General features: G+C 70.9%; 9 protein-coding genes and 1 pseudogene. 7 read left to right on the top strand and 3 right to left on the bottom strand.

Annotated features, from left to right (window positions below; all coding sequences use genetic code 11):
* Nucleotides 1-196: 196 nt before the first annotated feature.
* From C1I95_RS13975 to C1I95_RS13960, 4 genes are all read left to right on the top strand, one after another.
* Nucleotides 197-1,363, top strand: coding sequence for a glycosyltransferase (locus tag C1I95_RS13975; protein ID WP_158566394.1), 1,167 nt, complete (start codon nt 197-199; stop codon nt 1,361-1,363).
* Entirely contained in the window at nt 1,360-2,454 is a 1,095-nt protein-coding gene (gene wecB / locus C1I95_RS13970; protein WP_233513654.1) for a non-hydrolyzing UDP-N-acetylglucosamine 2-epimerase, read from the top strand. Before C1I95_RS13975 ends, wecB begins: the two co-directional genes overlap by 4 nt.
* 112 nt (nt 2,455-2,566) lie before the next feature.
* Nucleotides 2,567-5,671 (top strand): M14 family metallopeptidase, encoded by a 3,105-nt coding sequence (locus C1I95_RS13965; RefSeq protein WP_111214255.1) that lies wholly within the window; start codon nt 2,567-2,569, stop codon nt 5,669-5,671.
* Between the two features lie 93 nt (nt 5,672-5,764).
* The gene (locus C1I95_RS13960; protein WP_111214254.1) at nt 5,765-6,694 is read left to right on the top strand and encodes an NAD(+)/NADH kinase; all 930 of its coding nucleotides are present in this window, start codon (nt 5,765-5,767) and stop codon (nt 6,692-6,694) included.
* A gap of 148 nt (nt 6,695-6,842) precedes the next feature.
* Here C1I95_RS13960 and pgm read toward each other — a convergent pair whose 3' ends face one another.
* Both pgm and glgC read right to left on the bottom strand, forming a co-directional pair.
* Nucleotides 6,843-8,486 (bottom strand): phosphoglucomutase (alpha-D-glucose-1,6-bisphosphate-dependent), encoded by a 1,644-nt coding sequence (gene pgm / locus C1I95_RS13955; RefSeq protein ID WP_111214253.1) that lies wholly within the window; start codon nt 8,484-8,486, stop codon nt 6,843-6,845.
* Nucleotides 8,483-9,715, bottom strand: coding sequence for a glucose-1-phosphate adenylyltransferase (gene glgC, locus C1I95_RS13950; protein WP_111214252.1), 1,233 nt, complete (start codon nt 9,713-9,715; stop codon nt 8,483-8,485). Before glgC ends, pgm begins: the two co-directional genes overlap by 4 nt.
* Before the next feature lie 71 nt (nt 9,716-9,786).
* Here glgC and glgA point away from each other — a divergent pair, with 71 nt between their 5' ends.
* The 3 genes from glgA (at nt 9,787) to glgB (ending at nt 15,160) form a co-directional block, all read left to right on the top strand.
* Nucleotides 9,787-10,989, top strand: coding sequence for a glycogen synthase (glgA, locus tag C1I95_RS13945; RefSeq protein WP_111214251.1), 1,203 nt, complete (start codon nt 9,787-9,789; stop codon nt 10,987-10,989).
* Between the two features lie 89 nt (nt 10,990-11,078).
* Nucleotides 11,079-13,106: an alpha-1,4-glucan--maltose-1-phosphate maltosyltransferase gene (locus C1I95_RS13940; protein WP_111214250.1), complete on the top strand. Its 2,028-nt coding sequence runs from the start codon at nt 11,079-11,081 to the stop codon at nt 13,104-13,106.
* Entirely contained in the window at nt 13,094-15,160 is a 2,067-nt protein-coding gene (gene glgB, locus C1I95_RS13935; RefSeq protein ID WP_111214249.1) for a 1,4-alpha-glucan branching protein GlgB, read from the top strand. The genes C1I95_RS13940 and glgB overlap by 13 nt, the downstream gene beginning before the upstream one ends.
* A 28-nt stretch (nt 15,161-15,188) precedes the next feature.
* On the opposite strand, the pseudogene C1I95_RS37225 reads toward glgB, so the two are convergent.
* Nucleotides 15,189-15,248: pseudogene (locus C1I95_RS37225) on the bottom strand (helix-turn-helix domain-containing protein); the annotation flags it as partial.
* Between the last annotated feature and the right edge of the window lie 24 nt (nt 15,249-15,272).

Below are 15,272 nucleotides of genomic sequence, written 5' to 3'. Positions count from 1 at the left end.
TCGTTGAGCCTGACGTCCCTTCACTATCGGCCGGATTCGTGGGCACCCGAGTGCGCTCACCAATCGATGCGGTACGGGTAACCGTCCTCATTTCCGGCAGCCCGACAAGAATTGGTTCCGTATGACCACAGATACAAGTCTGCTCCTATGCGATCTGTCGCCCTACCGCCATTCCACGAGGACGCGGAAGATCGCGGTGACGGCCGCCGGTGACCTGCCTGGCGCGGTGCGGGCCATCACCCTCTCCCGGGTCGGGCGTAACGGCGCGGCCGACGATCCCGGAGTGTCGCGGCTCGACGGCGTGGAGGTGGAGCAACTGCCGGTACGCCCCATCGACGAGCGGCGGCGGCTGTCCGCGTCGGTCCGGAACCTGGCCGGCGTCTACCTTCCGGCGCTGTGGCGGCTGCGCCGCCGGGTCCTCGCGACCCCGGCAAGAACGATCTTCGTGGGGCACATCGCGCTGTTCTGGTTGGGGACCGCGCATCGCCGGCGGTACGGCAGCCAGGTCATCCTGAACGGCCGGGAGCGCCCGGGCGGGATCCGGATGCGCGGCTCCCTGGCCACCTGGTTCTCCCGGCTGGAACCAACCCTGCTGCGGCGGGTGGCGCGGCGGGGTCCGGTCACGGTGGTGGCGGTCTGCGAGAGCCACGCGGCCGAGTTTCGCCGGCTGGGCTTCGACGACGTGCTCGTCGTCCGCAACGTGCCGCTCGCCTCGTTCGCACCGGAGTTCGTACCGCCGCCCCCGGGTCCGGACCTGGTCATCGCCTGCGTCGGCACCCTCTACCCCGGACGCGGCATCGAGACGATGATCGACGCCGCCGTCTCCGCTCGGGCCACCGGTTCTTCGGTACGCCTCGAGATCACCGGTCCGGCTGGCAACGACTACCGAGCCGCGCTCCAGGAACGCATCCGCGCCGCGAAGGCCGAGTCCTACATTTCGCTGCTCGGCCCCTGCCGGGCGACGGAGGTGGCTACCCGCATCCAGCGGGCCCACGTCGCCACGGCGCTGTACGAGGCGGTCGACACCGCCAACGACTCGCTGTCCAACAAGCTGTTCGAGGGGGTCGTTGCCGGCCGCCCGGTCATCGCCGGGGACCTCCCCGAGAACCGGGCGGTGATCGGCAGGTTCGGGGTCGGCTGGTCGGTGCCGGTCGAGCCGGTCGCGCTCGGCGGGACGCTGGTCGACCTTGCGGCGAACCTGCCCGCGGTCAGGGCGATGGCGGCGCACTGCTACGCGGTCGGTCGCTCGGAGTTCATCTGGGAGGCGGAGACGGCAGAGCTGCGGAAGCGGCTGCTGGCCCCGCTCGGCGATCGGTCACCGGAGGCGACCACGGAACGCAACCCGGCCGGGAGGACGCATTGAGCGGGGACATCCAGGTCGTCCACATCGCCGGTGCCCGTCCCAACTTCCCGAAGGCGGCGCCGGTCATCCGAGCGCTCGCCGACCGCGGGATCCGGCAGCACCTGGTGCACACCGGGCAGCACTACGACGAACGCATGTCGGATGTCTTCTTCCGTCAGCTCGGCCTACCGGAGCCCGACCAGAACCTGGCGGTGGGCTCGGGCAGCCATGCCAGCCAGACCGGCGAGACGATGGTGCGGTTGGAGGCACTCTTCCGCGAGTCGCGTCCCCGCCTGGTGGTCGTCTACGGCGACGTGAACTCCACCCTGGCGGCCGCGCTGGTGGCCGCCAAACTCACCATTCCGATCGCGCACGTGGAAGCGGGACTGCGCAGCTTCAACCGGTCCATGCCGGAGGAGATCAACAGGCTGGTCACCGACCGGCTGGCCGACCTGCTCTTCGCCACGAGTCCGGATGCGCTCGTGCACCTGGGCAACGAAGGCATCGCCGCCGAGAAGGTGTTCTTCGTCGGCAACCCGATGATCGACACGCTGCTCGCCAACCTCCACCTGTTCGAGGCCTCGGCCATCGGCCGGCAGTTGAACCTGCCCGACCAGTACGCGGTGGCGACGCTGCATCGGCCGGCCAACGTCGACGACCCGGGCGACGCGGCGGAACTGGTCAAGGTGATGCACGGAGTTGCCGACCGGATCCAGGTCGTGGTCCCGCTTCATCCGCGCGGGCGGGAGAACCTGGCACATGCCGGGTTCTTCCGGCATCCCGGGATCCGGGTGATCGATCCGCTGGGCTACATCGAGTTCCTCAGCCTCGTCCGCGGCGCCCGCGCGGTGGTCACCGACTCCGGTGGCGTACAGGAGGAGACGACCGTTCTGGGTGTGCCGTGCCTGACGCTGCGCGCCGAGACGGAGCGTCCGGTGACGATCAGCCATGGAACCAACCGGCTGGTGACCCGGGAGGAGCTGGTGGAGTCCGTGACCGGGCTGCTGTCCGCCGAGCGGCGAACTGACGGTTGGCCGGTGCCACCACTGTGGGACGGGCGGGCCGGGGAGCGGATAGCCGAGGTGATCGCCCGATTCGTCGGCACCGACTGAGCGGATCGGGCATCGCCATGCCGCTCCACCGACAAGCTGATCAACGTATTGACATGCCTCGCAACCCCCGGGAAGGCTCGCGCCTAGAAGTCCTTCCATCAAAGGGGGCGCGATGAGGCGCACACCGCTGGCGATCGCCGGCGTGTTCACTCTGGTCGGCGCGCTGGCGCTGACCGCACCGGCGAGCGCACGGCCGCCGTCCGATCCGGGTGGCCGAGACAGCATGGAGGTGTACGTCGGCACGGTCGGCCCGGCGCAGCTGCATCAGCTGCGCGAGGCCGGTGTCGACATCGGGCACGAAGCCACCACCGACCAGTCCGGCAAGACGCAGATCGAGACGGTGCTCAGCCGCGGCCAGGCCGACCGGCTGGCCCGCAAGGGCGTCAAGCTGTCGATCAAGCAGGTCCGGGGCAAGAATGCCTCACAGGTGCTGCGGGAACAGGCCGCGACGGGCTGGCGGGCGTTCCGCTCGTACAGCGAGCCCGGTGGCATCCGCGACGAGATCACCGCGACGGCGGCCCGGCATCCGAAGCTGACCCAGGTGCAGACCATCGGTCGTTCGGCGCAGGGCAAGCCGATCCTCGCGATCAAGGTCACCAAGAACGCGAAGAACACGAAGGACGGCAAGCGGCCGGCGGTGCTCTACGCCGGCGCCCAGCACGCCCGGGAGTGGATCACGCCGGAGATGACCCGCCGGCTGATGCACCACGTACTCGACAACTACGGCTCCGACCGGGAGATCACCCGGCTGGTCGACACGACCGAGCTGTGGTTCATCCCGGTGCTCAACCCCGACGGCTACGACCACACCTTCACCCCGGGCAACCGGCTGTGGCGCAAGAACCTGCGGGACAACGACGGCGACGGGCAGATCACCGGTGTCGACGGCGTCGACCTGAACCGCAACTTCAGCTACAAGTGGGGCTACGACAACGAGGGGTCCTCGCCGGACCCGACCAGCGAGACCTACCGCGGTCCCGGTCCCAACTCGGAGCCGGAGACCAAGGCGCTGGACGCGTTGTTCAAGCGGCTCAAGTTCAAGTTCTTCGTCAACTACCACTCCGCCGCGCAGTTGCTGCTCTACGGCGTCGGCTGGCAGGTGTCCACGCCGACCCCCGACGACGTCATCTACGAGGCGATGGCCGGTGACGACGCCAACCCGGCGGTCCCGGGCTACGACCCGGACCTCTCCGCCGAGCTGTACACCACCAACGGCGACACCGACAGCCACGCCACGGTGCGCTACGGCACGCTCGGTTTCACCCCGGAGATGTCCACCTGTCAGGCGGCGGCCGAGTCCGACCCGAACGACCAGTGGCGCCCGGAAGACTGCGTCAGCGTCTTCACCTTCCCCGACGACGAGAAGCTGATCGCCGCCGAGGTGGCCAAGAACCTCCCGTTCGCGCTCGCCGTCGGCAAGTCGGCGCAGCAGCCGGACGAGCCGGTGTCGGTCGTCGGCCGCAGCACCTCGGACTTCGTGGTCGACGCCTTCGACGTCTCGTACGGCCGGGACCAGGAGGTCGCCGCGATCACCCGGCGGTCGCTGAAGAACGTACGGCTGAACTACACGGTCAACGGGGGCAAAGCGAAGTCCGTCAAGGTCACCGAGTGGCGTGGCGGTAAGCGCTACGGCGACACCCACAACGACTACTACGCCGAGCTGCGCGGAAAGGTCACCGGCAGCCGGCCGGGCGACCGGGTGCAGGTCTGGTTCACCGGCACCAAGCCCGGCAAGGGTCCGGTGTCCAGCGAGCGCTTCACCTACCGGGTGCACCACGACATCGGCGGGGACGTGCTGGTGCTGGCGATGGAGGACGTGACCGGCCTGAGCCCGGCCCAGAACAGCACCACCGCCAAGTACGCCGACGACATCGCCGCTTCGCTACGGGCCGCCGGGCGCAGCAGCGACGTGTACGACTTCGACGTGATGGGTCGCGCCGCCCCGCACCACCTGGGCGTGCTGTCGCACTACAAGACGGTGGTCTGGGAAACCGGCGACGACGTGATCCTGCGCTCCCCCGGCCAGGTGCCCGGCACCGCGGCCAAGGCGGCGCTGGACACCGAGCTGGCCGTCCGGGACTACCTGAACGAGGGCGGCAAGCTGCTGGTCAGCGGCAAGTACGCCCTCTACGCCCAGGCAGCCAACGGCCTGTACGCGTACCACCCGGACGCACCACCGGAGTGCACCAACGCGGACGACCCGACCTGCCTGCCGCTGCTGAACGACTTCCAGCAGTACTGGCTCGGGGCCTACAACTACGTCAGCGACGGTGGCACCTCGCCCGACGGGGACCCGTACCCGGTCCAGGGTGATGCCGGGGCGTTCGCCGGCTTCACCGGGGCGCTCAACGCCGAGGGGTCGGCCGGCAACCAGGACCACACCGCGTCGTTCCTGACCACGTCGGGCTTCCTGCCGGTCGAGCAGTTCCCGCAGTTCGCCAGCTCCGCGCCGATGGGCTGGACCCGGCCGGGTGGGGCGCCGTTCGACCCGCGTACGGGCGACTGGTACCTGTTCAGCGGGCAGTCCGACGAGTCGTACAAGCGGCTGACCCGGACCGTGGACCTGACCGGGGCCAGCAGCGGCGAACTGCGCTTCTTCACCTCGTTCGACATCGAGACGAACTGGGACTTCATGATCGTCGAAGCCCACGAGGTGGGCAGCGACGAGTGGACCACGCTGCCGGATTCTGGCGGCCTGACCACGCAGGAGACCGGGGACAGCTGCGACTCCGGCTGGGTCGCGCAGATCCACCCGTTCCTCGCCCACTACCAGGGCGCGGACTGCTCGCCGAGCGGCACCACCGGCGAGTGGCACGCGGCCACCGGCACGTCCAACGGGTGGAAGGAGTTCGTGGTCGACCTGTCGGCGTACTCGGGCAAGCAGATGGAGGTCTCCATCACCTACGTGACCGACTGGGCCACCCAGAACCTCGGGGTGTTCCTGGACGACACGCGGGTGATCGTCGACGGGACCACCGTCGCGGAGACCTCGTTCGAGACGGACCTGGGCGGCTGGACGGTGGCCGGGCCGCCGGCCGGCTCCAACCCGGGGGCCAACGACTGGTCGCGCAGCCAGCAGGCGTTCGAGGAGGGTTCGGTGGTGGTCACCAAGGACACCGTCTACCTGGGCTTCGGGCTCGAAGGGCTGGCTCCGGCCGCCCGTGACGAGCTGGTCGCCCGGTCGCTGACCCACCTGACCGGCCGCCCGCGCCGGTAGCCGCAATCGAGGGGCGCGCCGGCGGTGGGGTCACCGCCGGCGCGCCTTGCGGGTACCGCCGTGGAACCGCTCGGACTGTGGTGAGCTGGGGACATGGACCGGATCCGGCTCGGGCTGGTGCTCCATCCCACCCGGGACGTGTCGCCGGTGGTGGACACCATCGCGGCGTGGGCCGCCCGGCACTCGGCTGCCCTCGCGGTACGCGCCCAGGACCGGCACCGGGTGCCCGAGCCGGTCCAGGCGGTGCCGGAGGCGGATCTCGTCGCCCGGTCGGACGTGCTGGTCAGCATCGGCGGCGACGGCACCATGCTGGGCGCGCTGCGGCTGGCCGTCCACGATCCGAGGCCGGTGCTCGGCGTACACCTGGGCAAGGTGGGGTTCCTGGTGGAGGTGGAACCACCGGAACTGTCCGCGGCGCTGGACCGGCTGCTGGCCCGGAACTTCACCGTCGAGGCGCACAGTTGCCTGGTCTGCGACGTGTGCGGCGACGACGTGGTCGCGTTCAACGACATCGCGCTGGTCCGCCAGCCCGGGCGGGGCTTCATCACGGCCACCCTGGCCGTGGACGGGCAACGGTACGGCTACTACCGCTGCGACGCGCTGGTGGTCAGCACCCCGACCGGTTCGACCGCCTACAGCTACGCCGCCGGGGGCCCGCTGGTCTCGCCGGCGACCCGGGCGGTGGTGGTGACCCCGAGCGCCCCGATGGCCGGCATCTCGCGGGCGGTGGTGCTCTCCCCCGACGAGGCGGTCCGGTTGGAGTTGCGCCCCGAGTCCGCGCCGATCGCCGTGGAGTCGGACGGCCTGTTGATCCGGGAGGCGGCGACGTCGGGTGCGGTGTCCATCCGCTACCGCGAGGACGCGGGCCAGGTGGTCCGCCTCGACCCGCGCCGCTATCAGGAGCGCAGTCAACTCAAGCTGAGCCTGCTGGACCTGCCGCTGCTGCCCGAGCAACTGCGCGAGCTGCTGCCCGACGGAGTGCGCCGTGAGCTCGACCGCCGCGACCTGCCGCCCCAGCGCTGACCACCCACCGCACCCGCCGACCGCGCTCGGCGACCGCACCCGCCGACGGCGCGCGGCGGCGTCTGCGGGTGCGCGTGGTGGTGCGTGGTGGTGCGCGTTAATAGGGTGCCCTTGCTCTACTCCAGGCGTTAAGAAGGGGCCCTTCCTTTCATCTGGACAGGACGTCGGTGACGAGGTTCTGGGCTTCCTGCTGGAGGCGGGAGAGGTGGTCGGGGCCCTGGAAGGACTCGGCGTAGATCTTGTAGACGTCCTCGGTGCCGGAGGGGCGGGCGGCGAACCAGCCGGAGGCGGTGGTCACCTTCAGCCCACCGATCGGGGCGCCGTTGCCGGGCGCGGTGGTCAGCGTGGCGGTGATCGGCTCGCCGGCCAGTTCGGTGGCGCGTACCTGCTCCGGGGAGAGCTTGCCGAGCACGGCCTTCTGCTCGCGGGTGGCGGGGGCGTCGATCCGGGCGTACGCGGGTGCGCCGAAGCGCCCGGCCAGCTCCGCCCAGTGCTCGCTCGGCGTCCGGCCGGTGGTCGCGATGATCTCGGAGGCGAGCAGGCAGAGCAGGATGCCGTCCTTGTCGGTGGTCCACGTCCCGCCGTCGCGACGCAGGAAGGAGGCGCCGGCGCTCTCCTCCCCGCCGAAGCCGACCGCGCCGTCGAGCAGCCCGGGCACGAACCACTTGAAGCCCACCGGCACCTCCAGCAGCGGGCGGCCGAGGTCGGCGGCGACCCGGTCGATCATGGAGGAGGAGACCAGGGTCTTGCCGACCGCGGCGTCCGGCCCCCACTGCTCACGGGTACGGAACAGGTGGGCGATGGCCACCGCCAGGTAGTGGTTCGGGTTCATCAGCCCGGCGTCCGGGGTGACGATGCCGTGCCGGTCGGCGTCGGCGTCGTTGCCGGTGGCCACCTGGTAGTCGGCGCGCCTGGCGATCAGCGACGCCATCGCGTTCGGCGAGGAGCAGTCCATCCGGATCTTGCCGTCACCGTCCAGGGTCATGAACCGCCAGGTCGGGTCGACCGTCGGGTTGACCACGGTCAGGTCCAGCCGGTGCCGCTGGGCGATCTCGCCCCAGTAGGCGACGCTGGCACCGCCGAGCGGGTCGGCGCCGACGCGGACCCCGGCGGCGCGGATCGCGTCGATGTCGATCGCCGCCGGCAGGTCGTCCACGTAGCGGCCGAGGAAGTCGTACGTCGAGGTGGTGTCGGCGGCGCGGGCCCGCGCGTACGGGATGCGCTGCACCTCCTTGAGCCCGGCGGCGAGGATCGCGTTCGCGCGGTCCTGGATCCAGCCGGTGGCGTCGGAGTCGGCCGGGCCGCCGTGGGTGGGGTTGTACTTGAACCCGCCGTCGTCCGGCGGATTGTGCGACGGGGTGATCACGACGCCGTCGGCGAGTCCGGCGCTGCGGCCCCGGTTGTGGCTGAGGATGGCGTGCGACACCGCCGGGGTGGGGGTGTACCCGTCCCGGCTGTCCAGCAGCACAGTCACCTCGTTGGCGGCCAGCACCTCCAGGGCGTCCACGGCCGCCGGGGTGGACAACGCGTGGGTGTCCCGGCCGAGGAAGAGCGGGCCGTCGACACCCTGTTCCCGCCGGTAGTCGCAGAGCGCCTGGGTGACCGCGAGGATGTGGTCGGAGTTGAAGGCGTTACGCAGGCTCGACCCCCGGTGCCCGGAGGTGCCGAAGGAGACCTGCTGGGCCGGGTCGGCCGGATCCGGATGCTCGGCGTAGTAGGCGGTCACCAACCGCGGTACGTCGACCAGGTCGGCAGGCTCGGCGGGCTGACCGGCCCGGGGGTGACTGCTCACGGTTCCACCTTCTGTCCCTTGCCGATGACCACGATGCCGTTGTCGGAGACCGTGTAGCGCTGCCGGTCCCGCTCCAGGTCCACACCGATCTCGGCGCCCTCGGGCACCTGGACGTTCTTGTCCAGGATGGCCCGGCGCACCACCGCGTGCCGGCCGATCTCGACGCCTTCCATGAGCACCGAGCCGTCCACGTGCGCCCAGGAGTGGACCTTCACCTTCGGTGAGACGATCGAGTTCTCCACCAGCGACCCGGAGACCACCGCGCCGGGCGAGACCATCGAGGCGACCGCCCGGCCGACCCGCTCGCCCCACTGGTGCACGAACTTCGCCGGCGGGTACGGCGGCTGCTCCGTGTAGATCGGCCAGTCGAAGTTGTAGAGGTTGAACACCGGGTGGACGTTGATCAGATCCATGTGCGCGTCGTAGAACGAGTCGAGCGTTCCCACGTCCCGCCAGTAGCCGCGGTCCCGGTCGGTGCTGCCGGGCACCTCGTTGTCGCGGAAGTCGTAGACGTTCGCCTCGCCGCGTTCCACCAACGCCGGGATGATGCTGCCGCCCATGTCGTGCTTGCTGGTCTTCTCGTCCGCGTCCCGCTCGACCACGTCGACCAACGCCTTGGTGGTGAACACGTAGTTGCCCATCGAGGCGTAGATCTCGTCGGGCGCGTCGGGCAGCCCGACCGCGTCGGTGGGCTTCTCCCGGAAGGCCCGGATCCGCCGGCCGTCCTCACCGACCTCGATCACGCCGAACTGGTCCGCCGTGGACAGCGGCTGCCGGATGCCCGCCACGGTCACCGCGGCGCCGGAGGCGATGTGGTCATCCACCATCTGCCGCGGGTCCATCCGGTAGATGTGGTCGGCACCGAAGACGATCACGTAGTCGGGCTGCTCGTCGTAGATCAGGTTGAAGCTCTGGTAGATCGCGTCGGCGGAGCCGGCGAACCACCACGGGCCGCGACGCTGCTGCGCGGGCACCGGCGTGACGTAGTTGCCCAGCAGGGTCGACATCCGCCAGGTCTTGGTGATGTGCCGGTCGAGGGAGTGGGATTTGTACTGGGTCAACACGACGATCTTCAGAAAGCCGGCGTTGGCCAGGTTGGAGAGGACGAAGTCGACCATGCGGTACATCCCGCCGAACGGGACGGCCGGCTTGGCCCGGTCCGTGGTCAACGGCATCAGGCGCTTGCCCTCTCCGCCGGCCAGGACGATCGCGAGCACCTTGGCAGCCATGACCAGACGCTATCCATCCCGGTGCCGCTTCACCACTCGTACGGGCACACTTCTGCACTAGGGTGCCGACCATGACGGACTCCGCACAGCTGCGCGTCGACCTGCTCACCCGGGAGTACCCACCGGAGGTCTACGGCGGCGCCGGGGTCCACGTCGAGTACCTGGCCCGGGAACTGCGCCGGATCGCCGCGGTGCGGGTGCACTGCTTCGGCGGGCCACGCACCGAGCCGGGCGTCCGCGCGTACCCCGAGCCGACGGCCCTGGCCGGCGCGAACCCGGCGCTGCGGACGATGGCGGTGGACCTGGAGATGGCCGCCGGGTGTGCCGGCGCGGACGTGGTGCACAGCCACACCTGGTACGCCAACCTGGCCGGGCACACCGCGAAGCTGCTGCACGGTGTGCCGCACGTGGTGACCGCGCACAGCCTGGAACCGCTGCGGCCGTGGAAGGCCGAACAGCTCGGCGGCGGGTACGCGCTCTCCTCCTGGTGCGAGCGGACGGCCTTCGAGGCGGCCGACGCGATCATCGCGGTCAGCGAGGGGATGCGCCGCGACGTGCTGGCCGCGTACCCGGCGGTCGATCCGGACCGGGTCCGGGTGGTCTACAACGGCATCGACACCGCGCAGTACGCCCCCGACCCGGGCACCGGCGTGCTGGCCCGGCTCGGCATCGACCCGACCCTGCCCAGCGTGGTCTACGTCGGCCGGATCACCCGCCAGAAGGGCCTGCCGTACCTGCTGCGCGCCGCCCGCGACCTGCCGGCGGACGCCCAACTGGTGCTGCTGGCCGGCGCGCCGGACACCCCGGAGATCGCCGCCGAGGTGGAGGGCCTGGTCGCCGAGCTGCGGGCCCGGCGCTCCGGGGTGATATGGGTGGCCGAGATGCTGCCCAAGGCCGAGGTGATCCAGGTGCTCACCCACGCCACGATCTTCGTCTGCCCGTCGGTGTACGAGCCGATGGGCATCGTCAACCTGGAGGCGATGGCCTGCGAGACGGCCGTGGTGGCCACCGCCACCGGCGGCATCCCCGAGGTGGTCGCGGACGGCGAGACCGGGCTGCTGGTGCCGATCGAGCAGGCCACCGACGGCTCGGGCACGCCACGCGACCCGGAGAAGTTCGTCGCCGACCTGGCGGCCCGGATCACCGAGCTGCTGACCGCCCCGGAACGCGCGGCGACCCTCGGCCGGGCCGGCCGCCGCCGCGCCGTCGAACACTTCTCCTGGGACGCCATCGCCCGCCAGACCCTGGAGCTGTACCGCTCGGTCCTGCGGTGAGGGCACCTGCCCCGGCCTGAGCGGTACCGGTCGGTCATCAGCGTCAGCTGACCCGAGCGCGAAGCGATCTCGGGCAGTAGGTTGAACCGGTGAGTGGACGGTTCCCGATCGAAGACGTCTCCCCCGTCGTCTCCTGCGGTCGCTATCCGGCCAGGGCGGTCGTCGGCGAGCTGGTGCCGGTGTCGGCGCTCGCCTACCGCGAGGGGCACGACGCGCTCGGCTGCAACGTGGTCTGGCTCGGCCCCGACGGCCGGGCCCGCCCGTTCACCCGGATGCGCCCCGGCGAGCCTGGCCAGGATCGCTGGCACGCCACCATCGCACCGGACGCGGTCGGCGAGTGGATGTTCACCGTGGAGGCGTTCCACGACCCCTACCTGACCTGGCACAACGCGGTGACCAAGAAGATCGCCGCCGGCCAGGACGCGGCCGAACTGGCCAACGACCTGGCGGAGGGGGTACGCGTGCTGCGCGCCGCCGCCGAGCTGGTCCCGGCGGCCGGGCGGGCGAGCCTGGACAAAGCGGTAACCGCGTTGCGCGACACCACCGGGTCGCTGCCGCAACGGGTGAGCCCGGCACTGGAGCTGGCCGACCTGCTCTGGACGCATCCGGTACGGGAGCTGGTCACCACCGGCGAGGAGTACCGGCTGTGGGTGGACCGCGAGCGGGCCCTCTTCTCCGCCTGGTACGAGTTCTTTCCCCGCTCCGAGGGCGCGATCCCGGCCACCGGCGACGAGCCGGCCCGCTCGGGCACCTTCGGCACCGCCACCGAGCGGCTGCCCGGGGTGGCCGCGATGGGTTTCGACGTGCTCTACCTGCCGCCGATCCACCCGATCGGCCGGGTCAACCGCAAGGGCCCCAACAACAGTCTGGTCGCCGGGCCGGACGACGTGGGCTCGCCGTGGGCGATCGGCGCCGCCGAGGGCGGCCACGACGCCATCCACCCCGACCTGGGTACGGCGGCCGACTTCCGGGACTTCGTCGCCGCCGCCGCCGAGCACGGCCTGGAGGTGGCGATGGACCTGGCGTTGCAGTGCGCGCCGGACCACCCGTGGGTGACCGAGCATCCGGAGTGGTTCACCACCCGGGCCGACGGCAGCATCGCGTACGCGGAGAACCCGCCCAAGAAGTACCAGGACATCTACCCGCTGAACTTCGACAACGACCCGGAGGGTATCCGCGCCGAGGTGCTGCGGGTGGTGCGGCACTGGGTCGCCGAGGGCGTGAAGATCTTCCGGGTGGACAACCCGCACACCAAGCCGGTCGACTTCTGGCACTGGCTGATCTGGGAGGTCAAGCGGGTCGACCCGGACGTGCTCTTCCTCGCCGAGGCGTTCACCCGGCCGGCGATGATGCACGGGCTGGCCAAGGTCGGCTTCACCCAGTCGTACACGTACTTCACCTGGCGGACCTCGCCCGCCGAGATGCGCGAGTACTGCGCGGAGCTGGTGGCGGCGGCCGACCACATGCGGCCGAACTTCTGGCCCAACACGCCCGACATCCTGCACTCCTCGTTGCAGCACGGCGGGCCGCCGATGTTCAAGATCCGGGCGGTGCTGGCCGCGCTGCTCTCCCCCTCCTGGGGCATGTACGCCGGCTACGAGCTGTTCGAGCACGTCGCCCGGCCGGGCGCCGAGGAGTACCTGGACAACGAGAAGTACCAGCTGCGGCCCCGGGACTGGGCCGACGCGCTGGCGCAGGGGCGTTCCCTGGCGCCGTTCATCGGCACACTCAACCGGGTACGCCGGGACAACCCGGCCCTGCACCGGCTGCGGAACCTGGTCTTCCACGACATCGACAACCCGGCGCTGCTCTGCTGGTCCAAGCGCGACCCGGAGACCGGCAACACGGTGCTGGTGGTCTGCTCGTTCGATTCGCACACCGTGCAGTGGGGAAACACCACGCTGGACATGCCGGCGCTGGGCCTCGACTGGCACGACCGGTTCACCGTGCACGACGAGCTGACCGGCGCCAGCTACGACTGGGGGCAGCGCAACGCGGTCCGGCTCGACCCGTACCTGCAACCCGCGCACGTGCTCACCCTGTCCACTCCCACGGCCGCCGGTCCCCGGGGCGGCGCCGCCTCCGCGACGAAGGACGACGCCCGATGGACCAGCTGATCTCCGGGGAGACCCACGACCCGCACGCCGTGCTCGGGGCGCATCCGGCCGACGGCCGTACGGTGATCCGCACCATGCGCCGGGGCGCGGCCGAGGTGAGCGTGCTGGCCGGCGACGAGCGGTACCCGATGACCCGGGTGCACGAGGTGGGCGTGTTCGAGGCGACCGTCCCCGGCGAGGTGCTCGACTACCGGGTCGAGCTGGGCGGGCAGGCGCACGACGACCCGTACCGCTTCCCGCCCACCCTCGGCGAGCTGGACCTGCACCTGATCGGCGAGGGCCGGCACGAGCGGCTGTGGGAGGCGCTCGGCGCCCGGGTCCTCGACGGTGGGGTGGCGTTCGCGGTCTGGGCACCGAACGCCCGGGGCGTGCGGGTGGTCGGCGACTTCACCGGCTGGGCGCCCGACGACGGCTGGCCGATGCGCTCACTGGGCTCGACCGGGGTGTGGGAGATCTTCGTCCCCGGTGCGTCGGCCGGCGCCCGGTACAAGTACCGCATCCTCGGCGCCGACGGGTACTGGCGGGACAAGGCGGACCCCCTCGCGGCGTACGCGGAGGTGCCGCCGGCCACCGGCTCGGTGGTGCACCACTCGACGTACCAGTGGACCGACGCGGACTGGCTGGCCCGGCGGGCCAAGCGACAGCCGCACCAGGAGCCGGTCAGCGTGTACGAGGTGCACCTCGGCTCGTGGCGGCCCGGCCTGGGCTACCGCGAGCTGGCCGAGCAGCTGGTCGCGTACGTGGTGGAGCTGGGCTTCACCCACGTGGAGTTCCTGCCGGTGATGGAGCACCCGTTCGGCGGCTCCTGGGGCTACCAGGTGACCGGCTACTACGCCCCGACGGCCCGGTTCGGTGATCCGGACGACTTCCGCTACCTGGTGGACCGGCTGCACGCCGCCGGGATCGGCGTGATCCTGGACTGGGTGCCGGCGCACTTCCCAAAGGACGACTGGGCCCTGGCACGCTTCGACGGCACCCCGCTGTACGAGCACCCCGACCCGCGCCGGGGCGAGCACCCCGACTGGGGCACGTACGTCTTCGACTTCGGCCGCCGGGAGGTGCGCAACTTCCTGGTCGCCAACGCGCTCTACTGGCTGGACCAGTTCCACGTCGACGGGCTGCGGGTGGATGCGGTCGCCTCGATGCTCTACCTGGACTACTCCCGGGCCGACGGGCAGTGGACGCCCAACGTGCACGGCGGCCGGGAGAACCTGGAGGCCATCGCGTTCCTCCAGGAGGTCAACGCGACGGTGTACAAGCAGCACGCCGGGGTGCTGATGGTGGCCGAGGAATCGACGGCCTGGCCCGGGGTGACCCGGTCAACCGGCGACGGCGGGCTGGGTTTCGGGTTCAAGTGGAACATGGGCTGGATGCACGACACCCTGCTCTACACCTCGAAGGACCCGATCTACCGGCAGCACCACCACCATCAGCTCACCTTCTCGCTGGCGTACGCCTGGAGCGAGAACTACGTGCTGCCGATCAGCCACGACGAGGTGGTGCACGGCAAGGGCTCCCTGGTGGGCAAGATGCCCGGCGACATGTGGCAGCGGCTGGCCAACGTACGCGTGCTGCTGGCGTACATGTGGGCGCACCCGGGCAAGCAGCTGCTGTTCATGGGCTGCGAGCTGGCCGACGACCGGGAGTGGAGCGAGGAGCGCGGCCTCGACTGGTACCTCCTGCACGACCCGGCCCGGGCCGGCGTGCAACGCCTCGTCGGCGACCTCAACCGGGTCTACCGGTCCACGCCCGCGCTGTGGGCGCAGGACACCTCCCCCACCGGGTTCCGTTGGATCGCCGGCGACGACGTCGCCAACAACGCCGTCTCGTTCGTCCGGATCGCGCCCGACGGGGCCACCCTGGTCTGCGTGGCCAACTTCTCCGCGCTGCCGCTGGAGGGCTACCGGATCGGCCTACCGGCCGCCGGGGACTGGGCGGAGGTGCTCAACACCGACGCCCACCACTACGGCGGCTCCGGCGTCGGCAACCTCGGCACCGTGCACGCCGAAGACGTCCCCTGGCACGGCCTGCCCGCATCGGCAGCCCGTCGTTGAACACCACCCGCGCGCACCCAAACGCCCGCGCCAACGCCTCCTGCTGGTCGGGCGTCGGGTAGACGCGGTAGTTGTACCGAAGCCGCACAACAGGCAACCTAACGCCGGCGTA

Source organism: Micromonospora craterilacus, from assembly GCF_003236315.1.
In the GTDB taxonomy this organism is placed as follows: domain Bacteria; phylum Actinomycetota; class Actinomycetes; order Mycobacteriales; family Micromonosporaceae; genus Micromonospora; species Micromonospora craterilacus.
This window is presented reverse-complemented; position numbering and strand designations above follow the sequence as displayed.

Excerpts from the sequence above, each read along its gene's own strand:
- C1I95_RS13965 (WP_111214255.1), top strand. The coding sequence starts at position 2,567 with ATGAGGCGCACACCGCTGGCGATCGCCGGCGTGTTCACTCTGGTCGGC.
- C1I95_RS13960 (WP_111214254.1), top strand. The coding sequence starts at position 5,765 with ATGGACCGGATCCGGCTCGGGCTGGTGCTCCATCCCACCCGGGACGTG.
- glgC (WP_111214252.1), bottom strand. The coding sequence starts at position 9,715 with ATGGCTGCCAAGGTGCTCGCGATCGTCCTGGCCGGCGGAGAGGGCAAG.
- glgA (WP_111214251.1), top strand. The coding sequence starts at position 9,787 with ATGACGGACTCCGCACAGCTGCGCGTCGACCTGCTCACCCGGGAGTAC.
- glgB (WP_111214249.1), top strand. The coding sequence starts at position 13,094 with ATGGACCAGCTGATCTCCGGGGAGACCCACGACCCGCACGCCGTGCTC.